Raw genomic sequence first — 23579 nt, 5'->3', positions numbered from 1 at the left:
CATTATACAGCACTTTATTTAGATTTACAGCATAAGTTTATCTAATCAGTTCATTTTTTTCCGAATGCTGATATAGATCCAAATACGGCCTTGCCAAAAGTTGGTCAGGGATGATTCTGGCAGCCCCATAGGATAATATATAGGCGATATGACCGAATTTAAACCCATGCCGCTCTTGGAGTAAAAACTTGTTTAAATCTTGCCGAAACAAACGCTCTCCAGATAAAATCGGGTTTTTATTTTTGAAAAAACCTATGCGCGCTTCCAATCCCATTAAAATATTATTTACTGCCATTGCGGGCACAGGTCTGCAATGGTACGACTTTGCACTTTTTGGTTATTTCGCCCCGATTATCGCCTCAAACTATTTTCCAGAAGAAAACCAGTTCGCAGCGCTCCTTAGCGCCTTTGGCGTGTTGGCTGTAGGATACTTGCTGGCACCGCTAGGCTCCTTATTTTTTGGTTATATTGGCGATCGTTTCGGCAGGAAGTACGCCTTAATGCTAAGTATTCTGGCCATGGCAGTTCCTACTGCCCTGGTGGGATTGGTACCTTCTTATTCTGCTATCGGAATAGCGGCGCCCATTTTCATTACGATATTGCGAATCCTGCAGGGTTTTGTTGCCAGTAGTGAATACACAGGTTCAACCTTGTTTTTAATTGAACATGCGCCGGCAAACCGAAAAGCCTTATACGGCTGCCTGTCCAGTTCCGCCTATAGCCTGGGCTCAATTGGAGCGGGGCTTGCCGCTTCTTTCTTTACCGCCTCATTCATGCCTGACTGGGCCTGGCGTTTGGCATTCGTGCTGGCCGGCATTTTAGGGCTGTTCATTTTCTACTTAAGAAACTCACTTGAAGAAACACCCGAATTTATCCAGATTCACGAGACAGAAAAACAAAGACAGCCCTTTTGGGCTGCTCTTCGAGAAAAGCCTCTGGCCATAGTGGGAGTGATTGGACTCGCCTGGTTAACCGGCATCATGACCTTTGGCACCTATGTTTTCTCAGCGGCTTACCTGCATCACTATTTTAATATCCCGCTAAGCTTCGCCACCCTGGCGATTAGTTTTGCCTTATTAATCGACGCATTGATAGAACCCTGTTTCGCCTGGCTGGCTGATAAAACAGGGCATTTAAAAATTATGATCGCGGGAATGCTCGGTATTATACTTTTGGCAATCCCTGCCTATTATCTATTATCCTCAAATAACAGCTTATTCATAGTGCTGGCATTAGTCATTCTGACTCTGCTTATCGCCATTACCTTCTCGCCTTTAAATGCCTATATGACCTCGCTGTTTCCCCGTTCCTATCGTTACAGCGGTTTTGGGGTTGCGTTTCATATCGGTATTTCGTTGTTTGGCGGCACAGTACCACTGGTTATGATGTGGTTAACCGAGAAAACCGGGAATCTAATCGCACCCGCCTGGTATTATATTTTTGGCGCCGTTATCGGTCTTATCTCCGTAGGAGTTTGTGAGTTAAGCCGCCTGCGGCAGCCACGGCAACATGCCGAATTGAAGTTAAGTAACCGTCAGGGACTATATGATTAAAATCGGCCTGTTAAAAGACCAGCCAGAGAAACTCACACAGGTCGCTCAAATCTGGCATAAGGAATTGGCCTCGATCTGGGCTCCTGAGTTTTCCGTAGCTCAAGCCGAAGAGCGCTTTACGAGCCATCTAAATGATAGTGAAATGCCATTAACCCTGGTGGCAATTATTAATGATCAGGCAGTGGGTATGTGCAGCTTGCGGCAAAACGATGGAATAAGGCCTGATTTGTGTCCCTGGTTAGGAGCATTGGTAGTAGACTCTAATTACCAGAGACAAGGTATTGGACGCTTGCTGATTGAGGCAGCAAAAGAGAAAGCCCGACGCATGGGCTTCACGGAATTATTTCTTTTCTGCTTCGACCCAACAATCCCTGCTTATTATGAGCGGTTGGGTTGGAAAAAAATTGCGCTGGACCAGTGTAGAAATCTTCCGGTTACTGTTATGGAGATTGATTTAAATTAATTTTCCTATGCCTTGCTCGGCACAAAATGTCTTGCGAGCATCTGCAGATCAGAACACAGTTCAAGGTCGTTGTGGATTGCTTTACTCTGTTCGCAAAGATCACAGTTTCTATTGTTTTAGTGGAGTTTAAAGATGGAAGTGAGTCAATCGATTGTATTAATTGCAGCGCCTGAAGTTCTGGCGATTCCAGTGGTGGAAAATCACAATCCGCTGATTGATATTAAAGGGAACAATCGAATCCTCATTGGCCCGTCACCGGAAATCCCTGATAATACCGATTATACCCAGATGCGTGAGGAAGTGTTTCACCGGCTGCTCAACGCTCAAAGCTTGTTACCCGCAGGACTTCAGTTTTGCCTGTATGAAGCCTATCGCAGCCTGGATTTACAGAAAGCGCTGTTTGATGAGCGCTACGAGCAGCTACTGGCTTTACATCCCGATTGGTCTCATGAGGAACGCTTTAATGAAACAATGAAGCTTATTTCACCTGTAATTAATCTGGACGGAACTAAAAATGTTCCACCGCATGGAACAGGGGCCGCGATTGATGTCTACTTGCTTGATGAAAGCGGAAAGCCTGTTGACATGGGGATTCACCCCAAGGACTGGATGACGGATATCGATGCTCATATTTCAACAACCAACAGCCGCTCGATCTCTGAAAAGGCACGCGCCAATCGCGATATCATGAGCAGGGCTTTATCATCTGCGGGTTTTGTCAATTATCCAACAGAATACTGGCATTGGTCCTATGGAGATCGCTACTGGGCATTTATGACCGGCCAGTCACATGCCTGCTATGGCTGCGTGTCATCGTTGATCCGCTAAATTCATTCATCAAGGCTTGCTCTACGGGCCCTGATAAATGATTCTACCCCTTTTATATCAGAGCAATAATTCCTCCGCATCAATTTCTTCGAGATATTGATGATAGGATTGTACCCTCTCCTCATGGACATCAAACAAAATGGGGCCTGACACATAGGAGTAGAAGTAGGTATGATTAGCGTCCAGTCTCTGAGCAGGAACCAGGCAGGAGAACCAGTCATTCCATTCCGGCATATTGTCATCTTTCTGCCAGTAACATGGAATTTTTAAACCTCTGGACAACTCATCCAATACGGTGCTGCTCGCTCCATTGCGCTCAGCCAGATTAAAATGGGTTTCCAGATCAGCAAGGGTTTTCATAACTAAAAAGCTGACATTCGCATCGTCGTCTAAAAGCATAAAACTGCCCGAGTAATCCGCGAGATAATATTCCACAATCCCTTTTTCCCTGCATAATTGACGAAAAAAATAGCTGAATTTGGGATCGCGCAAACAATGGGGAACAGGAATGTTAAGCATTCGGACAAGATTATCCGACATCGCCTGAAAATATTGTTGTTGCAGCTCATTAATACTTTTAGTAATCAATTCCGCAGCCTGCGTATCACTTTTATGGATGTAGCGGTGAATTAATCCTTCATTAAATGCCTGAATAGCCAGCTTCTCATCCGCTTTTCCAGTCAGAAGAATTTTTTTGATATTGGTGTTGGCAAGACGACGGCAGAACTCCAGCCCATCCATCCCCGGCATCGCATAATCGACAACGATAACCGACACTTCGGTAAATCGGTTGCGGTTATAGATCTCGGCATGAATTGCCGCCAGATTATCATTCATATTCAAACTGGTGGAATGAGCTTCTCTTATCTCTTCAACCTGGTCAGTACAGCTCTCGTTCAATGCCTCTAACTGGCAGCGTTTTTTATCCAGAAAATCGAGTGCGTCGAAAGGGGAATCAAATATGCGATATGCCAATCCCTCATCGAGTTGCAAAACAAAATTCAACAGAAAATCCCGGCTATCATCGATAAACAATGCGGTGCTTGGAAAATAACAGGTAGGTATTGAGAGATGTTGCATGGCTCCTCCTGAGCAAGCGTCCTTTATAAAAACCTACATACATGGTGAGTTACAAGAGCCATGTCCCTTATTACTATTTTTTCAGCGAATGGTTGATAGCGGCAATTTCGCTTTTACTCAACCCGCTAACACTAAAATTCTAATGACTGTCTATAAAAATAACATGATTGTTCAATTTTTCAAATAAAACAGGGAATTAATTTTCACGATTGCGATACTCACAGGTTAGGACTGCTCCTGGCTAATTGGAAAAAACAGCATGAACTGCGTAAATTCGCCTTCTTTGGCTTCACATAAAATATCGCCTCCAAATCGATTCATCACCAATTTGCAAAAAGACAACCCCAAACCTGTTCCCATATAAGTCGTGGTGTAAAAATGATTAAAAAGCCGATTTAATTGTTCTTTGGTCATCCCTCTTGCCGTATCTTTAAAATAGAGGCAATTATACCGCTCGCCGCTTACAGCCCAGATATGGATATCCCCTTTTTGGGCGGTAGCTATCGCATAAAGGGCATTTTTTAATAAATTAAATAACACATGCTGCATTAAAAGCTTCGACCCCTTAAATGTGAAATTACCTTCCCAGTAAATCTGATTACGCTCGACAGCTGATTTAAAAGGATAGCGTTGCAATGCTTCGATGACACATTCAGCTATTGAACACTCTTCAAGCGCACAGTTTTCAAGTGATTTTTCGCGGCCTGCTTTAACCAATAGCATATCAATAATGGTATTCGCATAATCAATTTCATGAATAATACGGTCCTTCGTACCGGCTATCTGCGCAATGCGGGCTTCGCGAGCCACAGGTTCCAGCAGATTATGCTGTCTTGCTAGATGATAGGCCTGAATTAAAACCGGTAGATATTGCTCAATAGCCTTGGTGCCGCTTTTTATACCGAGAAGCGGCGTTCTGAGTTCATGAGCAATCATTCCTGCTGCCGCAAGAATCCCATCAAGGCGCTGCTGCTGGAGTAGAGATGTTTTATAGTTAACTGTTGAGCCGGCAATAATCACAAAAATGATCATCACCAGCATTTCTATATGTTCCTCACCAAAATAAGAGATCGGCGAACTAAAATAATGAAGCAGCAAAGCCGCACTCCATCCAATCGCTACCAGTAACAATAACACCGGCAGCTCCACCAGAAGCACTAATAAAAAGATGCTGCATAAAAGTGACATGGCGGAAATGACACTGGCATTATTCATTAAAAAGAAGTAGGCAAAGAAAAAAGACAAGGCATACAGCAAACAAAAAAACCAGTAAGCAGGAAGCAAAGACTTTAAGCGAACAGGCCAATAATTTCCCAACATGAGTCCTAAGCCTAGCAGACTCCCAATCAAACGCCATGTCAGTGATTCATAGGGTTGAGGAAACCATTCTGTCCAAATCCAGTAAAACACAGGAAAACTGACAAAAATAATGAGGCCTAAGGGGAACAGTTGATGCGTCGCATAAAGCGAGTTGTACTGAATCGCTTTTTTAAAATAAGCAGTTAATCCTTTGAACTTCATCACGATACTTTCAATCCTTGAAAGAGCTTGTCAACTGGGAATCCTTTCTCAATTCTCTCCCATCTACTCCCTACGTCCCTCGGCTTGTCCGAGGGATCCAGGAATCTCATGCCAGGATTGGATCTCTGGATCCCTCGGACAAGCCGAGGGACGTAGAGTGGGGGCTAAAGCCTTAAGGCAGGCCATTTGACCAAGGGCCCAAGCTACAATAATTCTTTAACCGGCAAGCATTAAATTGTTAAATAAGCTGTAAGCAAAAGTCAACAAGCGATTTGCCTTTAGCACTTAGTCTTCGCTCATGTTATCATAGACTTTTCATTGAATATCATGAACATGGCGCGAACTCTACGTATTGCAACGCGAAAAAGTCAGCTGGCCTTGTGGCAGGCTAATTTTATAGGTAAACAACTTCAATCATACTGGCCTGAAATTTCCTATGAACTGGTGCCGATGCTCACCTCAGGTGATAAATTTACCCAAAGCAAACTGCAAACTCTGGGCGGAAAAGGCCTATTTGTTAAAGAGCTGGAAGAGGCTTTATTGGACAAGCGTGCCGATTTAGCCGTTCATTCGCTCAAGGATGTGCCCGCAGAACTTCCCCCTGCTTTGCATCTTCCTGTTATTTGTAAACGGGATAATCCTTTGGATGCGCTGGTGAGCACGCAATTTTCCAATATAAATGATTTACCCAGAACGGCTCGAATCGGTACCAGCAGCCTGCGCCGTCAATCGCAGCTTCTGGCCTGGAGGCCCAGTCTGGAAATTGTTCCCTTGCGTGGCAATATTAATACCCGTCTGGAAAAACTTCAAAATGAAACCCTCGATGCAATTATTCTGGCTGCTGCAGGCCTGGAGCGCCTGGGTTTGCAACAGGTCATCCGTGAGGTCATTAATCCTGCACTGATGTTACCTGCTTGCGCCCAGGGCGCGCTGGGAATCGAGTGCCGGAAAGACGATCAGGAGTTGCTTGGCTTTTTAAGCCCCTTAAATGATCAATTGACCTCGGCTTGTGTGAAGGCAGAGAGGCAAGTCAATGCGCTGCTTGGCGGTAATTGCCATGTGCCTCTGGCAGTTTTCTGCCAACCAACAGGTGACGGCCAGTTGCATCTTCAGGCCAGAGTTCTAAATCTTGATGGAAGCCAGATTATTGCCGATGAACAATCAGGAGCCATTGAAGCAGCAACAGCTATTGCACAAAACTGTGCTGAAAACCTTCTGAAAAATGGCGCTCGGCAATTACTTGCGGTCCACTCCTGACAGACTTGTCGGGTTTAAGTGTTTTAAACACTCGCTCTGCCAATTGCAGCGGCTATGGCAGAATAATGAAGTCGATATTATACTGTTTACTAGTCGGCAGAGAATATAATAATCACTCCCTATAATAAATTCTGGATAGTCTGTATCAATTCAAAAAAGGATTCGCCAATGACCACAAAAAATGAATCTCCTCAATCCAAACCCATTGAAGCCGGCCCGCAGCAAAAGGCTAAAACAGCCTCTCCTTCAGTCTTTGAGCAACATTTTGTAACTCTGATTATTGGCCTGGCTGCCGCGATTGCCCTTATTTTATCGCTGATTAGTTTTTTCAAGGTGAACCATTTCCAACAGTCTGCCGGTGATCAGAAAAGCAAGTTACAGACAAGATTTGCAGCCCTTGAACAAGAGCAGACAAAACTGACAGCCAATTTGGCAAATCTCGGCCAAACCCTGCAGCTCTCTAAAGAAAGCATTCAGCAACAGGTCAGCAATTTAAATCAAAGCCTGCATAAGGCCTTGCGGCAACGCCATTACCAACGGCAAGACTGGCTGCTTCAAAAAGCGAAATACTATCTGGAATTGGCTCAAATTAATGCCCACTGGAGTGACAACCAGGAAACAACGATCGCACTTCTCCAAGCAGCGGATACCGTTTTGCAGGATGTGTCTGATCAGCAATTATTCAAAATCCGGCAAACCATTGCCACTGAGATAACTGCAATCAAGGCGATACCCAAACTGGATTTGGCGGGACTGCTGAGTCAGTTAGATGCCGCTCAGCAGATGGTTTCCTCCCTTCCTCTTAAACAGGGAATTAATAATCCTTCTGAGGAAAACACGGCCCCTGCTGATGAGGACACATCCAGTGCCTGGAAATCCAAATTACATGAAAATATGAAATTGCTTGAAAAATTAATTGTCGTTCGTAAACACGATGATGATATAGAGCCTATTCTTTCTCCGCTGCATCAGGAAGCGCTGCGAGAAAGTATCCGCATGAATCTTCAGGAAGCACAATGGGCTTTACTGGAGCATAACAGCGCCGTCTATACGCAATCCCTCAAGCAAGCCATTGAGGAAATTAATCGTATTTTCGATATTTCCGCAAGTCCGACGCAGGCCTTGTTGAGTGACTTGCAAAAGTTAAGAGGAATTTCGCTGGACAATCAACGCCCCCTGGTGAATGGATCACTCAATTTGTTAAATCAGTTCATTGATAACCAGAAAAACTCTACGGTCAATCAATCGAACCCGGATGGAGCACAGCCATGACACGACTAATTATTGGGCTGGTCGTTTTACTGCTTGCTATAGTTCTTGGTATCCAGTTAAATCATGATCCAGGCTATCTGCTAATTGCTGTGAACCATTGGACCATAGAAACTACCTTATGGTTTGCTATTTTGGGAATCATTCTTTGTTTCTTTCTTTTGCACTGGCTGATTCTTTTTATACAAAAATTATGTCATTCGCGCTCGAACTATCGTGCCTGGCGTGCCCGCCGGCGCGCACAGATTGCTCAGGCCAAAACGAGAAAAGGCCTCATTGAGTTTAGCGAAGGATACTGGGATGCAGCGAAGACCCATTTAATCAAAGCTCTTCCCGATACCGATACCCCCTTACTAAATTATTTGACTGCGGCCAGAGCTGCCCAGGAAATGGGTGATAGTCAGTTAAGAGATGATTATCTTCGCGAAGCACAGCAGTCCATGCCTGAAGCACGAATAGCTGTGGAACTGACCCAGGCTCAACTGCAGCTGGCCAATCAGCAGTGGGAACAGGCCCTGGCCACTTTGCGGCATCTGCAGGATCTGGCACCGCGCCATCCCTACGTATTGAAACTGCTAATGCACCTTTACCAGGAAGTTCGTGACTGGCCGCAGCTAATAGCTCTGCTGCCGGAGCTTAAACGAAATAATATTATTTCAGCCGCGGAATATGAGCAGTTGCAGCTTCATGCCTATAAACAGGCAATGGCTGATTGCATTCGTCTTTCCCAACGAAAGGAACTGGATGCGTTAGTGCAAAGCCTGCCTAAAGCTATTAAAGATTCTCCTGATTTGATGGCGCAATACTGCAGTTATCTGATTAAAGACAATCAACAGGCACAGGCGGAAGCCATTTTGCGCCGTAGTTTACGCAAGCAATTTAATGAGCAACTCATTAAACTTTATGGCCAGATCCATGTGAATGAACAGCAGCTTTCGTTCGCTGAAAGTTTTATTAAGAAGCACCCTAACTCCTCTGTTCTATTGTTAACCCTGGGACGCTTATGTATTGCCCAACACCTTTGGGGTAAAGCACGCAGTTATTTTGAGAACAGTCTTGCTTTGCATCCAAGTCCGGAAGCCTACGCAGAAATAGGCGCCTTATATGAGCGCTTTGGCGAACAGCATGAGGCCTGTCAGGCATTTCGGCAGGGATTGAAATTAATTGATGGAAGTTATTTCAACGAATGATTTGCGGCTATCTAAGCTTGAACAGCAATCCAGAATTAAATCTGGATTGCCCTACTCATAAAGCAGTCTGCTTGTAGGAACTAACGCTCATTCGGTGAGCAAGCATCCTCGCAATACTCAAGGCTGCTTTCTACCTGTATGGTGACATGGGTAATGTTATGGCTTTTTTCCAGCATGCTAACCACTTCACGGCGTCTTTCATCGCTCAACACTTGCTCAGGCATCCACAAATGCACCGAAAGCGCATTTTCACGAGTACTCAAAGCCCAAATATGCAAGTCATGCACCTGCTTTACACCGGGAATCGCTTCCAATTGATCCCGCACAGCAATCAGGGAAATGCCAGTGGGTACACCGTCAATTAATAGTCGGAAACTGTCTTTAAATAATCCCCAGGTTCCTTTAATAATGATTACTGCAATCAAAATACCCACCACGGGGTCAATCCATTGCCAGCCAGTCCAGTAGAGAATAGCCGCAGAAATAACAACTCCCACTGAAATGAATGCATCATACAAAAGATGCAGGAAAGCGGATTTAATATTCAGATCATCGGTGCCCTTCATAAACAGGGCAGCAGTTGCCCCATTAACCAAAATTCCAATCGCGGCCACAATCATAACCGAAACCGCCTGCACTTCTGTTTCTGAAAATAATTTATAAACCGCATCGGTCGCAATAATTCCACAGGTGAAAACCAGCAAAATCCCATTGGTTAATGCTGCGATGATAGAAGTCTTTTTCAAACCATAAGTGGTTTTATCGGTCGGGCTTCGTGTTAAAAGACTATTGGCTATCCAGGATAATATCAGTCCAAGCACATCACCCAGATTATGGATAGCATCGGCCAGCAAGCTTGATGAATTTGCGATAATAGCAAAAACAATCTGGCAGATCACAAAAATGCCGTTAGCAACTATCGCAATTAAAAAGGCCCTGCTATACGCGGGAGCAGGATGGCTGTGTCCATGTGAGGAATGATCATGGTCGTGATGGGAGTGTTTGTCCTGAGTAGTCATTTTTCATCCTGTGGTTTTGCACTGTCTTTGGTACTTTCATTTTCGTAATAATTTATGCCGATTTTGATTCGCTCACGTTCATTTTTCTTTCGCCAGGCATTAGTATCTCGCAAAGAGTACACGCAGCCGCAATACTCCTGTTTATAAAAATTTTCACGTTTGGCAATCTCATACATGCGCGCGGCTCCGCCGTCCTTACGCCAGTTATAGGTCCAATACACAATTCCAGGATAACGGCTGGCTGCCCGGGTGCCTGAATCATTGATCTGGTTCATATCCTTCCAGCGGGATATCCCCAGCGAGCTGCAGATCACCGGAAAATCATGCTCATGAGCATAAAGGGCTGTGCGCTCAAAGCGCATATCAAAACAGGCAGTGCAGCGTTTACCACGCTCTGGCTCCCACTCCAGACCTTTAACGCGTTCAAACCAGTTATCCTTGTCATAATCGGCATCGATGAATGGAATATTATGCTTTTGTGCGAACGCTTTATTTTCCTGCTTGCGAATTTCGTATTCCTGCACAGGATGTATATTGGGATTATAAAAGAAAATAGTAAAATCAATTTCTGAAAAAACCAGAGCTTCCATCACCTCCCCTGAACAGGGGGCGCAACATGAGTGCAGCAATAGCTTGCCGGCCTCATTGGGAAGAGTTAACTGCTCACGTTTATACATGCGTGTCACCTGATAAATTAATAAAGTGCTGCCGATAATAAACCAGCTCGGCTATCGAATCTTTAATGTCATCGAGCGCCAGGTGCTTGGATTCTTTTATGAGGCCATCCATTAAACGGGGATTCCAGCGCTTGACTAACTCCTTTAAAGTACTGACATCCAGATTGCGATAATGAAAAAACTCAGCCAGATTGGGCATATATTTATACAGAAAACGCCTGTCCTGGCAAATACTGTTTCCACACATTGGTGATTTTCCACGATCCAGATATTGGCTTAGAAAATCGATTGTTTTCTGCTCAGCCTCTGCCTCGGTTGTTTTGGATTCTCGTACACGCTGTACCAGACCTGACTGGTTATGCTGCCTTGTATTCCATTCGTCCATTCCGAGGAGCAATTCTTCACTTTGCGAAACAGCAAACACCGGCCCTTCTCCAAGAATGTTAAGCTTGGAATCGGTTACAACCGTTGCGATTTCGATAATGCGATCAACCTCTGGATTTAAGCCAGTCATCTCCAGATCGATCCAAATTAAATTATTGTTATTTCTCATTATTTTTCCAAAATTTTACAATTAAGTCGACACAAGCCACTCGATGCGCATGCAATCCAGTTTTAATGTCTGCCCCTGTGTAGCCTTGCTCAATTAATTTCTGAGCAGAAATTTTAGCACATTGTTGCAAGGCATATCGCCAGTTTTCAATTTGTTTATATTCGCTTTTCTTGCCTCGGCCCTGGGCATCTGCCTGACAAGCTAATAACAACTGCTCAAATAGCTGTGGTCGGCGAAAGGCATCAGCCCGCTCCAGAACATTCACAATTGTGACCGGTCTCAATTCCCTGATTCGATGGATTAATAAATGCAATCGAGAGACCTGAACCGCTAATTTACGATATTCAGCCGGAATTCTCAGGCGCTGACATAATTGTTCAATTATTGGAACGCCCCGGTCCTCATGCTGACGGTGCTTGGGCCACTCGTTCATTGGTGTCGCTGTTTTTCCAAGATCATGAACCAGAGCCGCAAAACGAACCAGCGGGTCGCTTGTTAATTCCGTTGACCTTGCCAGAACCATCATCGTGTGCACGCCGCTATCAATTTCGGGATGATGATGCGGCGGATTAGGCACTCCAAAGAGGCGATTGATTTCGGGTAGCACGATTTCCAATGCCCCGCAAGCCCGTAATGTTAAAATAAAGATTTCAGGATTTCTCTCAGTCAGGCTGCGCTGCCATTCCTGCCAGACCCGTTCGGCAATTAAATAATTTAACTCGCCATTTTTAGCCATTTTATACATTAGCAAGCGCGTTTCATCCGCCAGTTTAAACCCCAGGTGATGATATCTTGCCGCAAAACGCGCAACTCTGAGTACTCGAACAGGATCTTCAATAAAAGCGGGCGAAACATGCCGCAGAATTTTTGCTTCAAGATCACGTTTTCCCTGATAGGGGTCAATCAGGTTGCCGGCATTATCCATAGCCATGGCGTTAATGGTTAAATCCCGGCGCTGCAAATCCTCTTCCAGAGTGACTTCTGGCGTAAAATCACACTCAAATCCGTAATAGCCATGCCCAGACTTTCGCTCAGCTCTGGCCAATGCATATTCTTCGCGTGTTTCGGGGTGTAGAAACACCGGAAAATCACGCCCGACCCGGTTATAACCTTTTGCTAATAAATTTTCCGGGGTTGCCCCAACGACTACCCAATCTTTTTCAGCGACAGGATAATTTAATAACTGATCGCGGACAGCGCCTCCTACTAAATAGATTTTCATTAATAAAATCATCCTGGATGTTGTATAATAGCTAAACGATAAACAGCGTAAAATTGAACAACTACCATGTAGTACCTCTCATAATTATAATCCAATTATTGAGCGGCTATTCAGGATAGCGAACTGTTCAGGATTATACCTCAGCTTCCTCTTATGAGTAAAAGACGAATAAATAAACAGCAAGCAGCCCGTATCCAGAAAATCCAGGCTGATTTTCTGGAAGCAACACATCCTCTGAACGACTTGAATCATCAGGGGCTAGTTGTCACGCGCTATGGAAAGCACGCCGAAGTGGAAACCGAAAAGGGCGAAATCATTCATTGCCTCATCCGGCCCAATATTGACTCGCTGGTTGCAGGTGATCAGGTTATCTGGCAAGTACAGGGAGAAACGCAAGGCGTTATTGTCAGCCGCTTTCCAAGAAAAGTCGTATTGGAAAAACAGGACAAGCGAGGATCAAAGCCGATTGCGGCCAATATAAGCCAGTTAATTATCGTGGTCGCCCCCAAACCGGCGATTACCTGGTCGTTGCTGGACAGCTATCTTGTTATTACTGAACATTTAGGTTTGAACCCCATCCTCCTGCTTAACAAGACTGATCTGGAATGCGCTGAACTTAAAGCAGCCTTTGTTTATTATGAATCCCTAGGCTACCCAGTTCTCTTTCTTAGCAATACTGAGCCTGACAGTTTTTCTTCTCTGGAAACGCATCTGACTAATCAGATCAGCGTGTTTGTAGGACAATCCGGGGTTGGTAAATCATCAATTATTGCACAGATTTTACCGCATGAAAGCATCCAAACAGCTGAGATTTCGCTTAGCTCCGAATTAGGATGCCATACCACCACGAATTCCCGATTTTACCATCTGCCCAAAGGCGGCGCTTTAATTGACTCTCCGGGAGTACGGGAATTTGGTCTTTGGGAAATGCCGCGGCAGGAGATTATTTATGGTTTTCGAGAGATTCGCAATTTAACCGCCGATTGCAGATTCAGAAATTGCGATCATCAGCAAAGCCCCGGCTGTGCAATAATACAAGCCGTTTCTGATGGAAACATTTCAACTAAACGTTATGACAGCTTTTTAAAAATCCTAATGCAATATGGAGTGGATCTTTAAGTTCTTTAGACTAGCTGTACACCATAGTCGTTTGGTTAACCGCAAGAGCACTTCTTCGATCGGGAATGGGCTTGGTTAGAAAGGCTGCATACTGAAAGCTAAATGTTTTTTTATCTTCTATCTTTGATTCACCCAAGGTCATGACCTGATCTTTAAGTGAAGCAGGGCTCACCGATTCATCGCAGTTACTTACCAGATTACCATGCAGCGATGCATCGGAGAAAAATCGGGGGCTTGCTGCTTTCGTTTTAACTATCTGAATTTCACTTCTCATCTTAAGAAACTCATTGCTTAATACGTTAAATGTTGATCGCACTTCTTTCAGATTCTGTTGTTTATTCGCTGTGCGCAGTTGTCGCAGAATTTCATTCTGCACATCTGGTTTTAACTGATGCAGGAAGTTCTGAAATTTAATATTGATGCGAATCCAGATTTTATTTTCATTTTCTTTTTGCAGCATTGTTTTTAAAATCTGATCGAGAAAATTCAATAATAGATCTGGTTCAGCCTCTTTGGTCTGCAGACGCGGCATCAACACATTAAACAATAATTCAGGCTCAAAACAGGTGACTGTGGAGGGACTGAATAGCCTTCCCGTTTGTATACTTTCAAGCCAGGTGGTTGTCTCAGAGTATCGAACCCAGAGAGACTTCGCCAATGCCGGGTCTATCACAGTTTCCATTATCATAGAATAATCACGTTTAACATGTTCCGGCTTATTACCTTCGATAAAATGATGTAACTTCCCCAATAAATCGTCGCCTGTTCCTGTCACCTGATTGCTGCAGTCCCACAGTTTGATATGAATGACCCGGCCGTACGTTCTGAATTTATGAGTCATTAGCGACACCAGAATAATCCGAAGCCTTCTCAGGCATTCATCTTCCGACAAACTGTCGGCATTCCTCCAGCTTACAGAGTCATTTCTTAAACAATCCATGCTTCTGGAACGTTTTAACTCTGGTTTTGCGGGAGATGGAAGAAATACGGCTATCATTTTTGTAAATAAATGAGCATAAGCAGGAAGCGATTCATTAGTCTGCCCCTTGCGTTTATCATTTCCCCAAATCCTCTCAGAGATTAGGCGGGTAATATTTTTCTCACTCTCCAGTGAAATTAATTCAGCATCCAGTTTTATTTGCTCTTCTTCCAGCAACTGGCTTTTGAGTGAATGAAAATTGGATTGAATTTCTTTTGCAGTTAGTTCCTCACTTGCCTCTCGCAGCTGGCACAGAATTTCACTCTGAAGTTCGGGCCTTAGTTTACGCAGTACGTACTGAAATTTAATATTCGCTCTAATCCAGATTTTATTTTCATTTTGCTTTTGCAGCATTGTTCTTAGAAGCTGATCGAGAAAATCCAGCAACTGCTCGGCTTCAGTATTTCTTATTTTCAATCTCGATACCAGCACTGTAAACAATAGTTCGGGTTCAAAACAAGTCAGAGCCGATCCAGCAAATAAACTTTCTTTTTGGATATTTTCAAGCCAGGCGGTTGTCTCAGGATAGCGCAGCCAAGTCGCTTTTGTCACCGCGCCGGAAACTATATCCATTACCATGTAATAATCGAATTGAATGTGTTCCTGTTCGTCATAGTTAATAAGATGTTTCAATTTATCAAATATTTCTGCACCGGTGGTGGTCAAATTGTTCTTGCAATCCCAGAGCTCCCGCCGGATATCAGGACCATACTTGTGGAAAGTATACGTCATTAGCGATACCAGAATAATTCGGATCCTTCTTAAGCATTCGTCCTCAGGTAAACTGTCTTTATAGGCGCGTTTCCAGGAATTGTTTCTAAGATACAGCATATCCATACTATCAGACTGCTCTAACTCATCATTGAAATACTTGAATGAATGATCACTAACCAGCTTAGCGAAAAAGCGGCCACCCGAGGCCATGCACAGGTTTTGTTTTTCCCAATCCCCGTTGTCCTTCCCCCAAATCTGCTCGAAAATTTCCTGAAAGGTGAATTCATCGCGTTCTAAAGTGATGCGCTGTGAATTAAGATTTTGTTGCTCATCTTTCGGTAATTGTTTAAAAAAATCCCGGAAAGTCGCATACGCCTTAGCAGCGTTTTGCCCCTGAGTTTTATAATCATCTATTGTGTTAGCTAGAAGCCCGTTATTATAGACACTGCCTTTAACAAGCTCCCTCACGGCGTCGACAGTGGATCTAAGTAATGGTGGGTTGGGAGCCTTCCTCACTTCTTTATTAAAATAATTCAGATATTCACTGGCAGCAAAATTCAGACGTTGTGTTTCTTTTGGAGTTAATGGAAGCGGGGGCTCGGTGCTGCAATTCAAAAAAGTACGCCGCGCTTTGTGCTGATTGACACAATTACTGAGATAAATCAGGTAACGGCCATTTTCTGACAAAATATAATGAGACAATGGATAGTTAGTTACTGGATCACCGCTGATTAGCTCAAGATCATTTTCAGGAGATAAACCAGGGATTAAGAATCGATAATAATTGGGCTCGATTAAAGCAGCACCAGCCAGATTCTGTGCCAGCGCAATCCAGGGCTGGTTAATTCCATTCTGCAGTCGTAAATAGTCATGCTCCTTATCAACTACCGCTTTAAAGCGCTCAGCATATAAATCTCTTAGCTTTTGCACTATCTCTTCACTGGGCAGAGCATCAGGCAAGCCTTCTCCAGCTTCCAGTATTAATTGATTAAGTGTTGGTAAAAGCTCCGCTGAACAACTACTTTGCAATTGATTCAAGGAATTTTTCAAAGCGGCGTTGTCAAAATAAGGGCCTAATTTACGTGTCCTGTACACTGAGTCAAGCGCAATATTTTTGACAATTAACGAACCATCTTCACATAACCATTGACTCATGGCCACTATCCAGCAGAAATCGAGTTTTTGTTCGAATATGTCAAGGAGAATATCCAGCAAATATTTTTCTTTATTTTCTGCTGTAAATTTCAGGCCGTAAAAATGATTGGCATCTTCAATACTGGCTAATTTCAGTTGAAGCGATAATTGGCCATACGCTTCGTTGAAGCGCAGCGGCGTCTCTGCATTATCTGCATCAAGCAACAGATAAGTTTCCAGAACCGCGAGCAATAATGGTTTGAGAGCGTGGAGAATTTTTCCTTTCTTTTTCCATTCTGGTGCGGCCTCTCTTATTAGATAATCCCAAACACTCTGGTAAGTTTGATCTTTCACATTAAAGGATAGCTCCCCTTGTCGGCTTCTCAGCCTTAAGAGCTCCTTCAATGTCATGGGGCGGGGTCTTAATTTATTGTAGGTATCATAGCTATACAGGGAATGAGCATCCTTATGTATTGTATTGAATAAACCCAATACCCGATGCCAGGATTTATCGTCATCACCTATAAAAATAGTACGGGGATCCAGGTCATTACTTAAACGCGTGAGCATATCCGGTTCAACATGATCAATCAAAACTGGAATTAATATTTTTAGATAAGGAATGTTAAGCTCAATGCTTAATTCTTTGGCGAGTTCCACCCAAGGCAGATTGGCTCCCCTCGGATCAAAGGTGTAATTCAATTCCTTGTCGATGACTTCTTGCCAGCGCTTGTTGAAGTAACCCAGCAAACAGTTAATCTGGCCTTCATTGAGATGTGCTGGAATAGTATTGGCTGATTCATTGAGCGTTTCATTTGCCTGAACCTGTTCAAGCTCGGGTGCGGCGTTATTAACTTGTTCAGTTTCAGAGGACGCATTTAAAATGGCGAAATCCTCTTGCATGGAGGTAAGCAATTTCATATCGCAAGGCTCTGCGATAGATTTTAAATCTTCAAAGAATTGATGCAAACGGCTTACTAGCATACAAAACACATCCCTTTGTAATGATAACTTATTCTACTTCATTCAATTTTCAGATTCGAGTAGCTATTTAACTATTTTGAATAGTTGATGATAACTCAAGTGACAATGATAATCATTATCATTTGCAATAATTCGGATAGCGTTCATGACTTTTAAAGCAACATTTTAACCTGTATCTGACTCAAGGTTTGCCGGGCTTTGGCGCGCGCCTCATCCACAGAATGTCCAAGAGCCAGGCAAACGCCCATTCGCCGCTCTCCATGCACCTCAGGCTTACCGAAAAGTCTGATTTCTGTGTCAGGGATTTCCAGTGCTGATTGCAGATCATATTGGATATTCTGACTATCGCCCTGAACCAGCAGCGCAGCGGAAGCAGCCGGTCCAAATTGCCTGATATGTGGAATTGGCAAGCCTAAAATAGCCCGAAGATGTAAGGCAAACTCTGACAAGTCCTGCGAAATTAAAGTAACCAGTCCAGTATCATGGGGTCGCGGAGAAATTTCGCTAAAATACACCTCATTTCCCTTTATAAAAAACTCCACGCCAAAGAGACCAAAGCCCCCCAGGGCCTCTGTAACTGCTTTAGCCTGCTGCTGGGCTTGCTCAAGAACCTGTGCTGGCATTGGATGCGGCTGCCAGGATTCCCGATAATCTCCCTGAATCTGCAAATGACCAATGGGTTGACAAAATGAAGTGCCTTGCCGATGACGCACGGTAAGCAAGGTAATTTCATAATCAAAATCAAGAAACTCTTCCACGATGACGCTGCCTTTCATACCCCTTGCCCCTGCAAGAGCATCCGCCCAGGCTGCCTCCACCCCCTCCTGATAACGAATGATGCTCTGCCCTTTACCAGAGGAACTCATGGTGGGCTTCACCACGCAAGGCAAACCAATCCGTTGGATTGCAGCCTGATATTCTTCCAGATTGTTTGCAAAAGAATAGTGAGATGTTCTAAGCCCCAATTGCTCTGCCGCAAGACGGCGAATACTTTCCCGATTCATTGTGGAATGGACCGCCTGCGCAGTCGGGCTAACCACATAGCCCTCTTTCTCCAATTCGAGCAAGGCGCTAGTGGCAATCGCCTCAATTTCGGGCACAATGAACTGTGGATTTTCTGTCTTAATCAAGCGTGTCAGCGCTTCTCCATCCAGCATGGAAATTACATGAGAACGATGCGCTACCTGCATCGCCGGTGCATGCGCATAGCGATCCACTGCAATAACTTCAATGCCAAGACGCTGCGCTTCAATGGCAATCTCTTTGCCCAACTCGCCAGCTCCCAACAGCATTAAACGAGTTGCGGAACCAGTATGCGGTGTGCCTAACAGGACCATATTCTCTCCATGAGTCAGTCGAAGCCTAAGGGATATCTTACTGCAAGCAAGTCATTTAGGAAACGGGATTCACGATTGAACAGATATTGCAAGCTCCCTCTGCCTTCTCTTTGAGCCAGATACTGCTGAATAATAAAATTCTATATCAAATTTATTTATCAAATGTTTCATTAACTCAAGCGTTCTACAACGAAACCCGAAAACAAAATTAAAATACATATAGATTGTTTTATACTTTATCTGGCGTTATATTATACATATTTTTTTAAGTTGGATAGATTGGTGAATATAGATCTGAATGAGCCATATGATGATGACGAAGCTCGAAATCGAAATGATACGCTAAGGAATACACCTGCTCCTATATTGCGTATTCAGGCAGCGCTTTTTCGTAGAGCACAGGCTAGAGGTGTTTCCCTGTCTGAACAAATGATGCATGAGATGACTCAAGAAGGTATTCTTCCTGGTTCCATGCCGGGTTTATTGGCTAACGAGGCTCCTCGAAGCGAATTAGAGCAGCTTATTCTGTGGGAGAAAAAAAAAGTATTTAGGCCATATGTACCGGTTAGAATAGAGGACTGGTTTGACCGTCCACAAGTACCATTTGGAACTGCATCCGAGAGTCCCTTATTACCACCACCAGCACATGTATTACAATTTGAGGCTGAAACTTGTCTAAGAGCAAGAGCTAGCGGCCGTCCATTTTGGAACCAAATACGGCATGAACTTCAGCAAGCACGTGTTACACAAGACCGTCTTCGTGCTTTAAATGAGGGAGCGTCTCCTAAAACCCGATTAGAACAGTTTGTAGTATGGAAAACTCAACTAATTTATCGGGAAATGGTGCAGGACGCTCAAGAATCTCAAATCGAGACACCAGCCCCCCTGCATATCTGACTTAGGGTCAACGCCCCCAACGCTTAGAAATAAGACATATTGGTGTTAGTGTTTCTTTCTTAGAATGTTTGCCTTATGGGCTCATAGCGAGCGTTAGGGACGCAAAGACGACAGGATTTCCGTCTGCAGGGTGGTTTGAAGTTTTTTCAGACAAAAAAAAAGCGACCCGAAGGCCGCTTTGCAATAAAGCCCTGGCGATGACCTACTTTCACATGGAGAAACTCCACACTATCATCGGCGCGAGTCTGTTTCACTTCTGAGTTCGAGATGGGATCAGGTGGTTCCAGACTGCTATAGTCGCCAGGAAAACGGGTTGACCGTGGGACACAGCTTCGTCTTGGCGAAGCCGGCCTCGGCCGGTAAAGAGTCGAAATACAATCGAGATAATAATCTCTGCACACAGTCATTCATTTGTTTGTTGTCCCATACAACCCAAGACAACTCAGGTTATATGGTCAAGACAATCAGCCAATTAGTACGAGTTAGCTTCACACATTACTGCGCTTCCACACCTCGCCTATCAACGTCGTAGTCTTCAACGGGCTTCATGGGAAAACTCATCTTGAGGGAGGCTTCCCGCTTAGATGCTTTCAGCGGTTATCCCGTCCGAACTTAGCTACCCGGCAATGCGACTGGCGTCACAACCGGTACACCAGAGGTTCGTCCACTCCGGTCCTCTCGTACTAGGAGCAGCTCCTCTCAATTTTCCTACGCCCACGGCAGATAGGGACCGAACTGTCTCACGACGTTCTAAACCCAGCTCGCGTACCACTTTAAATGGCGAACAGCCATACCCTTGGGACCTGCTTCAGCCCCAGGATGTGATGAGCCGACATCGAGGTGCCAAACACCGCCGTCGATATGAACTCTTGGGCGGTATCAGCCTGTTATCCCCGGAGTACCTTTTATCCGTTGAGCGATGGCCCTTCCATACAGAACCACCGGATCACTAAGACCAACTTTCGTTCCTGCTCGACACGTCCGTCTCGCAGTCAAGCACCCTTTTGCCTTTACACTCTTGGTACGATGTCCGACCGTACCGAGGGTACCTTTGTGCTCCTCCGTTACTCTTTGGGAGGAGACCGCCCCAGTCAAACTACCCACCATACACTGTCCTCGTCCAGGATGACTGGACCAAGTTAGAACCTCAATAATAACAGGGTGGTATTTCAAGGTCGGCTCCATGCGAACTGGCGTCCGCACTTCTTAGCCTCCCACCTATCCTACACAGTTATCATCAAAGTCCAGTGCAAAGCTGTAGTAAAGGTTCACGGGGTCTTTCCGTCTAGCCGCGGGTACACGGCATCTTCACCGCGATTTCAATTTCACTGAGGCTCGGGTGGAGACAGTGTGGCCATCGTTACGCCATTCGTGCAGGTCGGAACTTACCCGACAAGGAATTTCGCTACCTTAGGACCGTTATAGTTACGGCCGCCGTTTACCGGGGCTTCGATCAAGAGCTTCTCCGAAGATAACCCCATCAATTAACCTTCCGGCACCGGGCAGGCGTCACACCCTATACGTCTTCTTACGAATTTGCAGAGTGCTGTGTTTTTAATAAACAGTCGCAGCCACCTGGTCTCTGCGGCCCTCAGATGCTTACAACGCAAGGTCTTCACATCCAAGGGCGTACCTTCTCCCGAAGTTACGGTACCATTTTGCCTAGTTCCTTCACCCGAGTTCTCTCAAGCGCCTTAGTATTCTCTACCTGTCCACCTGTGTCGGTTTCCGGTACGGTTCTCTATAAGTTATGGCTAGCAGCTTTTCCTGGAAGCGTGGCATCAATGACTTCTCTGCACCCCGTAGGGTCAGAACCACCTCGTCCCTCAGCGTTAATGAAAAACCGGATTTGCCAGGTCTTTCCGCCTAAAAACAGGTACCGGGGCTACCAACGCCCGGCTCACCTAGCCTTCTTCGTCCCCACATCACCACTTATAAAAAGTCCAGGAATATTAACCTGGTTCCCATCGACTACGCTTTTCAGCCTCGCCTTAGGGGCCGACTCACCCTGCTCCGATTAACGTCGTGCAGGAAACCTTGGACTTCCGGCGAGAGGGCTTTTCACCCTCTTTATCGTTACTCATGTCAGCATTCGCACTTCTGATACCTCCAGCCCACTTCTCAATGAACCTTCATCAGCTTACAGAACGCTCCCCTACCACGCATGCCTCGAAGGCACACATCCGCAGCTTCGGTAAATAGTTTTAGCCCCGTTACATCTTCCGCGCAGGCCGACTCGACCAGTGAGCTATTACGCTTTCTTTAAAGGGTGGCTGCTTCTAAGCCAACCTCCTGGCTGTCTATGCCTTCCCACATCGTTTCCCACTTAACTATTATTTAGGGACCTTAGCTGGCGGTCTGGGTTGTTTCCCTCTTCACGACGGACGTTAGCACCCGCCGTGTGTCTCCTGTGATTCAATTAGCCGGTATTCGGAGTTTGCATCGGGTTGGTAAGCCATGACAGCCCCCTAGCCGAAACAGTGCTCTACCCCCAGCAATCACTTCACAAGGCGCTACCTAAATAGCTTTCGGGGAGAACCAGCTATCTCCGGGCTTGATTAGCCTTTCACTCCTAGCCACACCTCATCCGATAATTTTTCAACATTACCCGGTTCGGACCTCCACTTGGTGTTACCCAACCTTCATCCTGGGCATGGCTAGATCGCCCGGTTTCGGGTCTACTCTCAGCGACTCGCGCCCTATTAAGACTCGATTTCTCTACGGCTTCCCTATGCGGTTAACCTCGCCACTAAAAGTAACTCGCTGACCCATTATACAAAAGGTACGCAGTCACCCAACCAAAGTCAGGCTCCCACTGCTTGTACGCAAACGGTTTCAGGTCTATTTCACTCCCCTCTCCGGGGTTCTTTTCACCTTTCCCTCACGGTACTGGTTCACTATCGGTCAGTAAGGAGTATTTAGCCTTGGATGATGGTCCACCCATATTCAACCAGGATTTCACGTGTCCCGGCCTACTTGTTCGTGTGCTTAGTTCCTTATCAGTGCTTCGTATACGGGGCTATCACCCTCTATCGCCAACTTTCCCAAGTTGTTCTACTCACACTCATAATAAATCACACCAGGCTCTTCCCCGTTCGCTCGCCGCTACTAGGAGAATCTCGTTTGATTTCTTTTCCTTCGGGTACTTAGATGTTTCAGTTCCCCGAGTTCGCCTCCTTAACCTATGGATTCAGTTAAGGATAATCACCGTAGTGATTGGGTTCCCCCATTCGGACATCTCTGGATCAACGCATGTTTCCAACTCCCCAGAGCTTTTCGCAGGATTCCACGTCCTTCATCGCCTCTTACTGCCAAGGCATCCACCGTTTGCGCTTCTCTTCTTGACCATATAACCTCAATTACCTCAAAGTCATACGACAACAACAAAAACTTGCAATACTAATGCGCTTGTATTTCTTCTCTTTACCTAATTGTTAATGAACTTCTGGATAGTCCAGAAAACATAATACTCTCTTGAATATTATCTTTTCTGATCTATCTGAGACAAGATATGGTGGGTCTGAGTGGACTTGAACCACCGGCCTCACCCTTATCAGGGGTGCGCTCTAACCAGCTGAGCTACAGACCCAATTTTTTTTACTTCGGCTTTTTGCTTTACTCTTCGTTATCTTGCTGCGCGCGTTCAGTCACGTACAGTAGTACGCTCCTTCACTTGCTTAGCAAGATGCCTCGATTAAAGCAAAAATCCTCGTAAAAGCTTTCTCCGAACCTTTTCTTTCGGTATCGCTCGCTTTGCTTGCGATTCCTTTTTTGATTGGGTCA

At 45.0% G+C, this 23579-nt stretch carries 16 protein-coding genes, 1 tRNA gene and 2 rRNA genes; 8 read left to right on the top strand and 11 right to left on the bottom strand.

The window, feature by feature from the left end; translation table 11 throughout:
- Window positions 1-188: 188 nt before the first annotated feature.
- The 3 genes from DYH61_RS02065 to DYH61_RS02055 all read left to right on the top strand — a co-directional run bounded on the left by DYH61_RS02065 (window position 189) and on the right by DYH61_RS02055 (window position 2844).
- Window positions 189-1553 carry an MFS transporter gene (locus DYH61_RS02065; RefSeq protein WP_234999874.1) on the top strand — a complete coding sequence of 455 codons (1365 nt, stop codon included), beginning with the start codon at window positions 189-191 and terminating at the stop codon, window positions 1551-1553.
- Window positions 1546-2016 (top strand): GNAT family N-acetyltransferase, encoded by a 471-nt coding sequence (locus DYH61_RS02060; RefSeq protein ID WP_058508470.1) that lies wholly within the window; start codon window positions 1546-1548, stop codon window positions 2014-2016. Before DYH61_RS02065 ends, DYH61_RS02060 begins: the two co-directional genes overlap by 8 nt.
- A gap of 138 nt (window positions 2017-2154) precedes the next feature.
- Window positions 2155-2844 carry a M15 family metallopeptidase gene (locus tag DYH61_RS02055; RefSeq protein ID WP_407927360.1) on the top strand — a complete coding sequence of 230 codons (690 nt, stop codon included), beginning with the start codon at window positions 2155-2157 and terminating at the stop codon, window positions 2842-2844.
- Between the two features lie 57 nt (window positions 2845-2901).
- Here the strand turns inward: DYH61_RS02055 and DYH61_RS02050 are convergent, their stop codons facing one another.
- Together DYH61_RS02050 and DYH61_RS02040 are read right to left on the bottom strand one after the other, a co-directional pair.
- Window positions 2902-3924, bottom strand: coding sequence for a response regulator (locus DYH61_RS02050; RefSeq protein ID WP_058508468.1), 1023 nt, complete (start codon window positions 3922-3924; stop codon window positions 2902-2904).
- Window positions 3925-4149: 225 nt separating this feature from the next.
- The gene (locus tag DYH61_RS02040; protein WP_103989340.1) at window positions 4150-5445 is read right to left on the bottom strand and encodes a sensor histidine kinase; all 1296 of its coding nucleotides are present in this window, start codon (window positions 5443-5445) and stop codon (window positions 4150-4152) included.
- A gap of 327 nt (window positions 5446-5772) precedes the next feature.
- On the opposite strand from DYH61_RS02040, the gene hemC reads away from it, so the two are divergent.
- From hemC to DYH61_RS02025, 3 genes are all read left to right on the top strand, one after another.
- Window positions 5773-6702: a hydroxymethylbilane synthase gene (gene hemC, locus DYH61_RS02035; RefSeq protein WP_058508208.1), complete on the top strand. Its 930-nt coding sequence runs from the start codon at window positions 5773-5775 to the stop codon at window positions 6700-6702.
- A gap of 168 nt (window positions 6703-6870) precedes the next feature.
- Window positions 6871-7974, top strand: coding sequence for a uroporphyrinogen-III C-methyltransferase (locus tag DYH61_RS02030; RefSeq protein ID WP_058508207.1), 1104 nt, complete (start codon window positions 6871-6873; stop codon window positions 7972-7974).
- Entirely contained in the window at window positions 7971-9161 is a 1191-nt protein-coding gene (locus tag DYH61_RS02025) for a heme biosynthesis HemY N-terminal domain-containing protein (RefSeq protein WP_058508206.1), read from the top strand. Before DYH61_RS02030 ends, DYH61_RS02025 begins: the two co-directional genes overlap by 4 nt.
- Before the next feature lie 80 nt (window positions 9162-9241).
- Here the strand turns inward: DYH61_RS02025 and DYH61_RS02020 are convergent, their stop codons facing one another.
- From DYH61_RS02020 to DYH61_RS02005, 4 genes are read right to left on the bottom strand one after another with little or no spacing between them, the layout of a single operon-like run.
- Window positions 9242-10180, bottom strand: coding sequence for a cation diffusion facilitator family transporter (locus tag DYH61_RS02020; protein ID WP_058508205.1), 939 nt, complete (start codon window positions 10178-10180; stop codon window positions 9242-9244).
- Window positions 10177-10857, bottom strand: a complete 681-nt coding sequence (locus DYH61_RS02015) for an epoxyqueuosine reductase QueH (RefSeq protein ID WP_058508204.1) — start codon at window positions 10855-10857, stop codon at window positions 10177-10179. Before DYH61_RS02015 ends, DYH61_RS02020 begins: the two co-directional genes overlap by 4 nt.
- Window positions 10850-11410, bottom strand: coding sequence for an oligoribonuclease (gene orn / locus DYH61_RS02010; protein WP_058508203.1), 561 nt, complete (start codon window positions 11408-11410; stop codon window positions 10850-10852). The genes DYH61_RS02015 and orn overlap by 8 nt, the downstream gene beginning before the upstream one ends.
- Window positions 11400-12632 carry a multifunctional CCA addition/repair protein gene (locus tag DYH61_RS02005; protein ID WP_058508202.1) on the bottom strand — a complete coding sequence of 411 codons (1233 nt, stop codon included), beginning with the start codon at window positions 12630-12632 and terminating at the stop codon, window positions 11400-11402. The genes orn and DYH61_RS02005 overlap by 11 nt, the downstream gene beginning before the upstream one ends.
- Window positions 12633-12785: 153 nt before the next feature.
- Here DYH61_RS02005 and rsgA point away from each other — a divergent pair, with 153 nt between their 5' ends.
- The gene (rsgA, locus tag DYH61_RS02000; RefSeq protein WP_058508201.1) at window positions 12786-13751 is read left to right on the top strand and encodes a ribosome small subunit-dependent GTPase A; all 966 of its coding nucleotides are present in this window, start codon (window positions 12786-12788) and stop codon (window positions 13749-13751) included.
- 10 nt (window positions 13752-13761) lie between these two features.
- On the opposite strand, the gene DYH61_RS01995 is transcribed toward rsgA, so the two are convergent.
- Both DYH61_RS01995 and purT read right to left on the bottom strand, forming a co-directional pair.
- Window positions 13762-17562: a hypothetical protein gene (locus DYH61_RS01995; RefSeq protein WP_058508200.1), complete on the bottom strand. Its 3801-nt coding sequence runs from the start codon at window positions 17560-17562 to the stop codon at window positions 13762-13764.
- A gap of 152 nt (window positions 17563-17714) precedes the next feature.
- A complete protein-coding gene (gene purT, locus DYH61_RS01990) occupies window positions 17715-18899 on the bottom strand; it encodes a formate-dependent phosphoribosylglycinamide formyltransferase (RefSeq protein ID WP_058508199.1) in 1185 nt (394 codons plus the stop codon).
- A 282-nt stretch (window positions 18900-19181) separates the two neighbouring features.
- Here purT and DYH61_RS01985 point away from each other — a divergent pair, with 282 nt between their 5' ends.
- The gene (locus DYH61_RS01985) at window positions 19182-19796 is read left to right on the top strand and encodes a hypothetical protein (protein WP_058508198.1); all 615 of its coding nucleotides are present in this window, start codon (window positions 19182-19184) and stop codon (window positions 19794-19796) included.
- A 189-nt stretch (window positions 19797-19985) separates the two neighbouring features.
- On the opposite strand, the gene rrf is transcribed toward DYH61_RS01985, so the two are convergent.
- The 3 genes from rrf to DYH61_RS01970 all read right to left on the bottom strand — a co-directional run bounded on the left by rrf (window position 19986) and on the right by DYH61_RS01970 (window position 23385).
- A 5S ribosomal RNA gene (gene rrf, locus DYH61_RS01980) occupies window positions 19986-20101 on the bottom strand.
- 146 nt (window positions 20102-20247) lie between these two features.
- A 23S ribosomal RNA gene (locus DYH61_RS01975) occupies window positions 20248-23143 on the bottom strand.
- A 165-nt stretch (window positions 23144-23308) separates the two neighbouring features.
- Window positions 23309-23385 (bottom strand) — tRNA-Ile (locus DYH61_RS01970).
- Window positions 23386-23579: the final 194 nt, after the last annotated feature.

The sequence above is a fragment of the Legionella quinlivanii genome, assembly GCF_900461555.1.
GTDB classification, from domain to species: Bacteria; Pseudomonadota; Gammaproteobacteria; order Legionellales; family Legionellaceae; genus Legionella_C; species Legionella_C quinlivanii.
The sequence above is the reverse complement of the archived record's forward strand: the minus strand, read 5'-3'. Positions and strand labels throughout refer to the sequence as shown.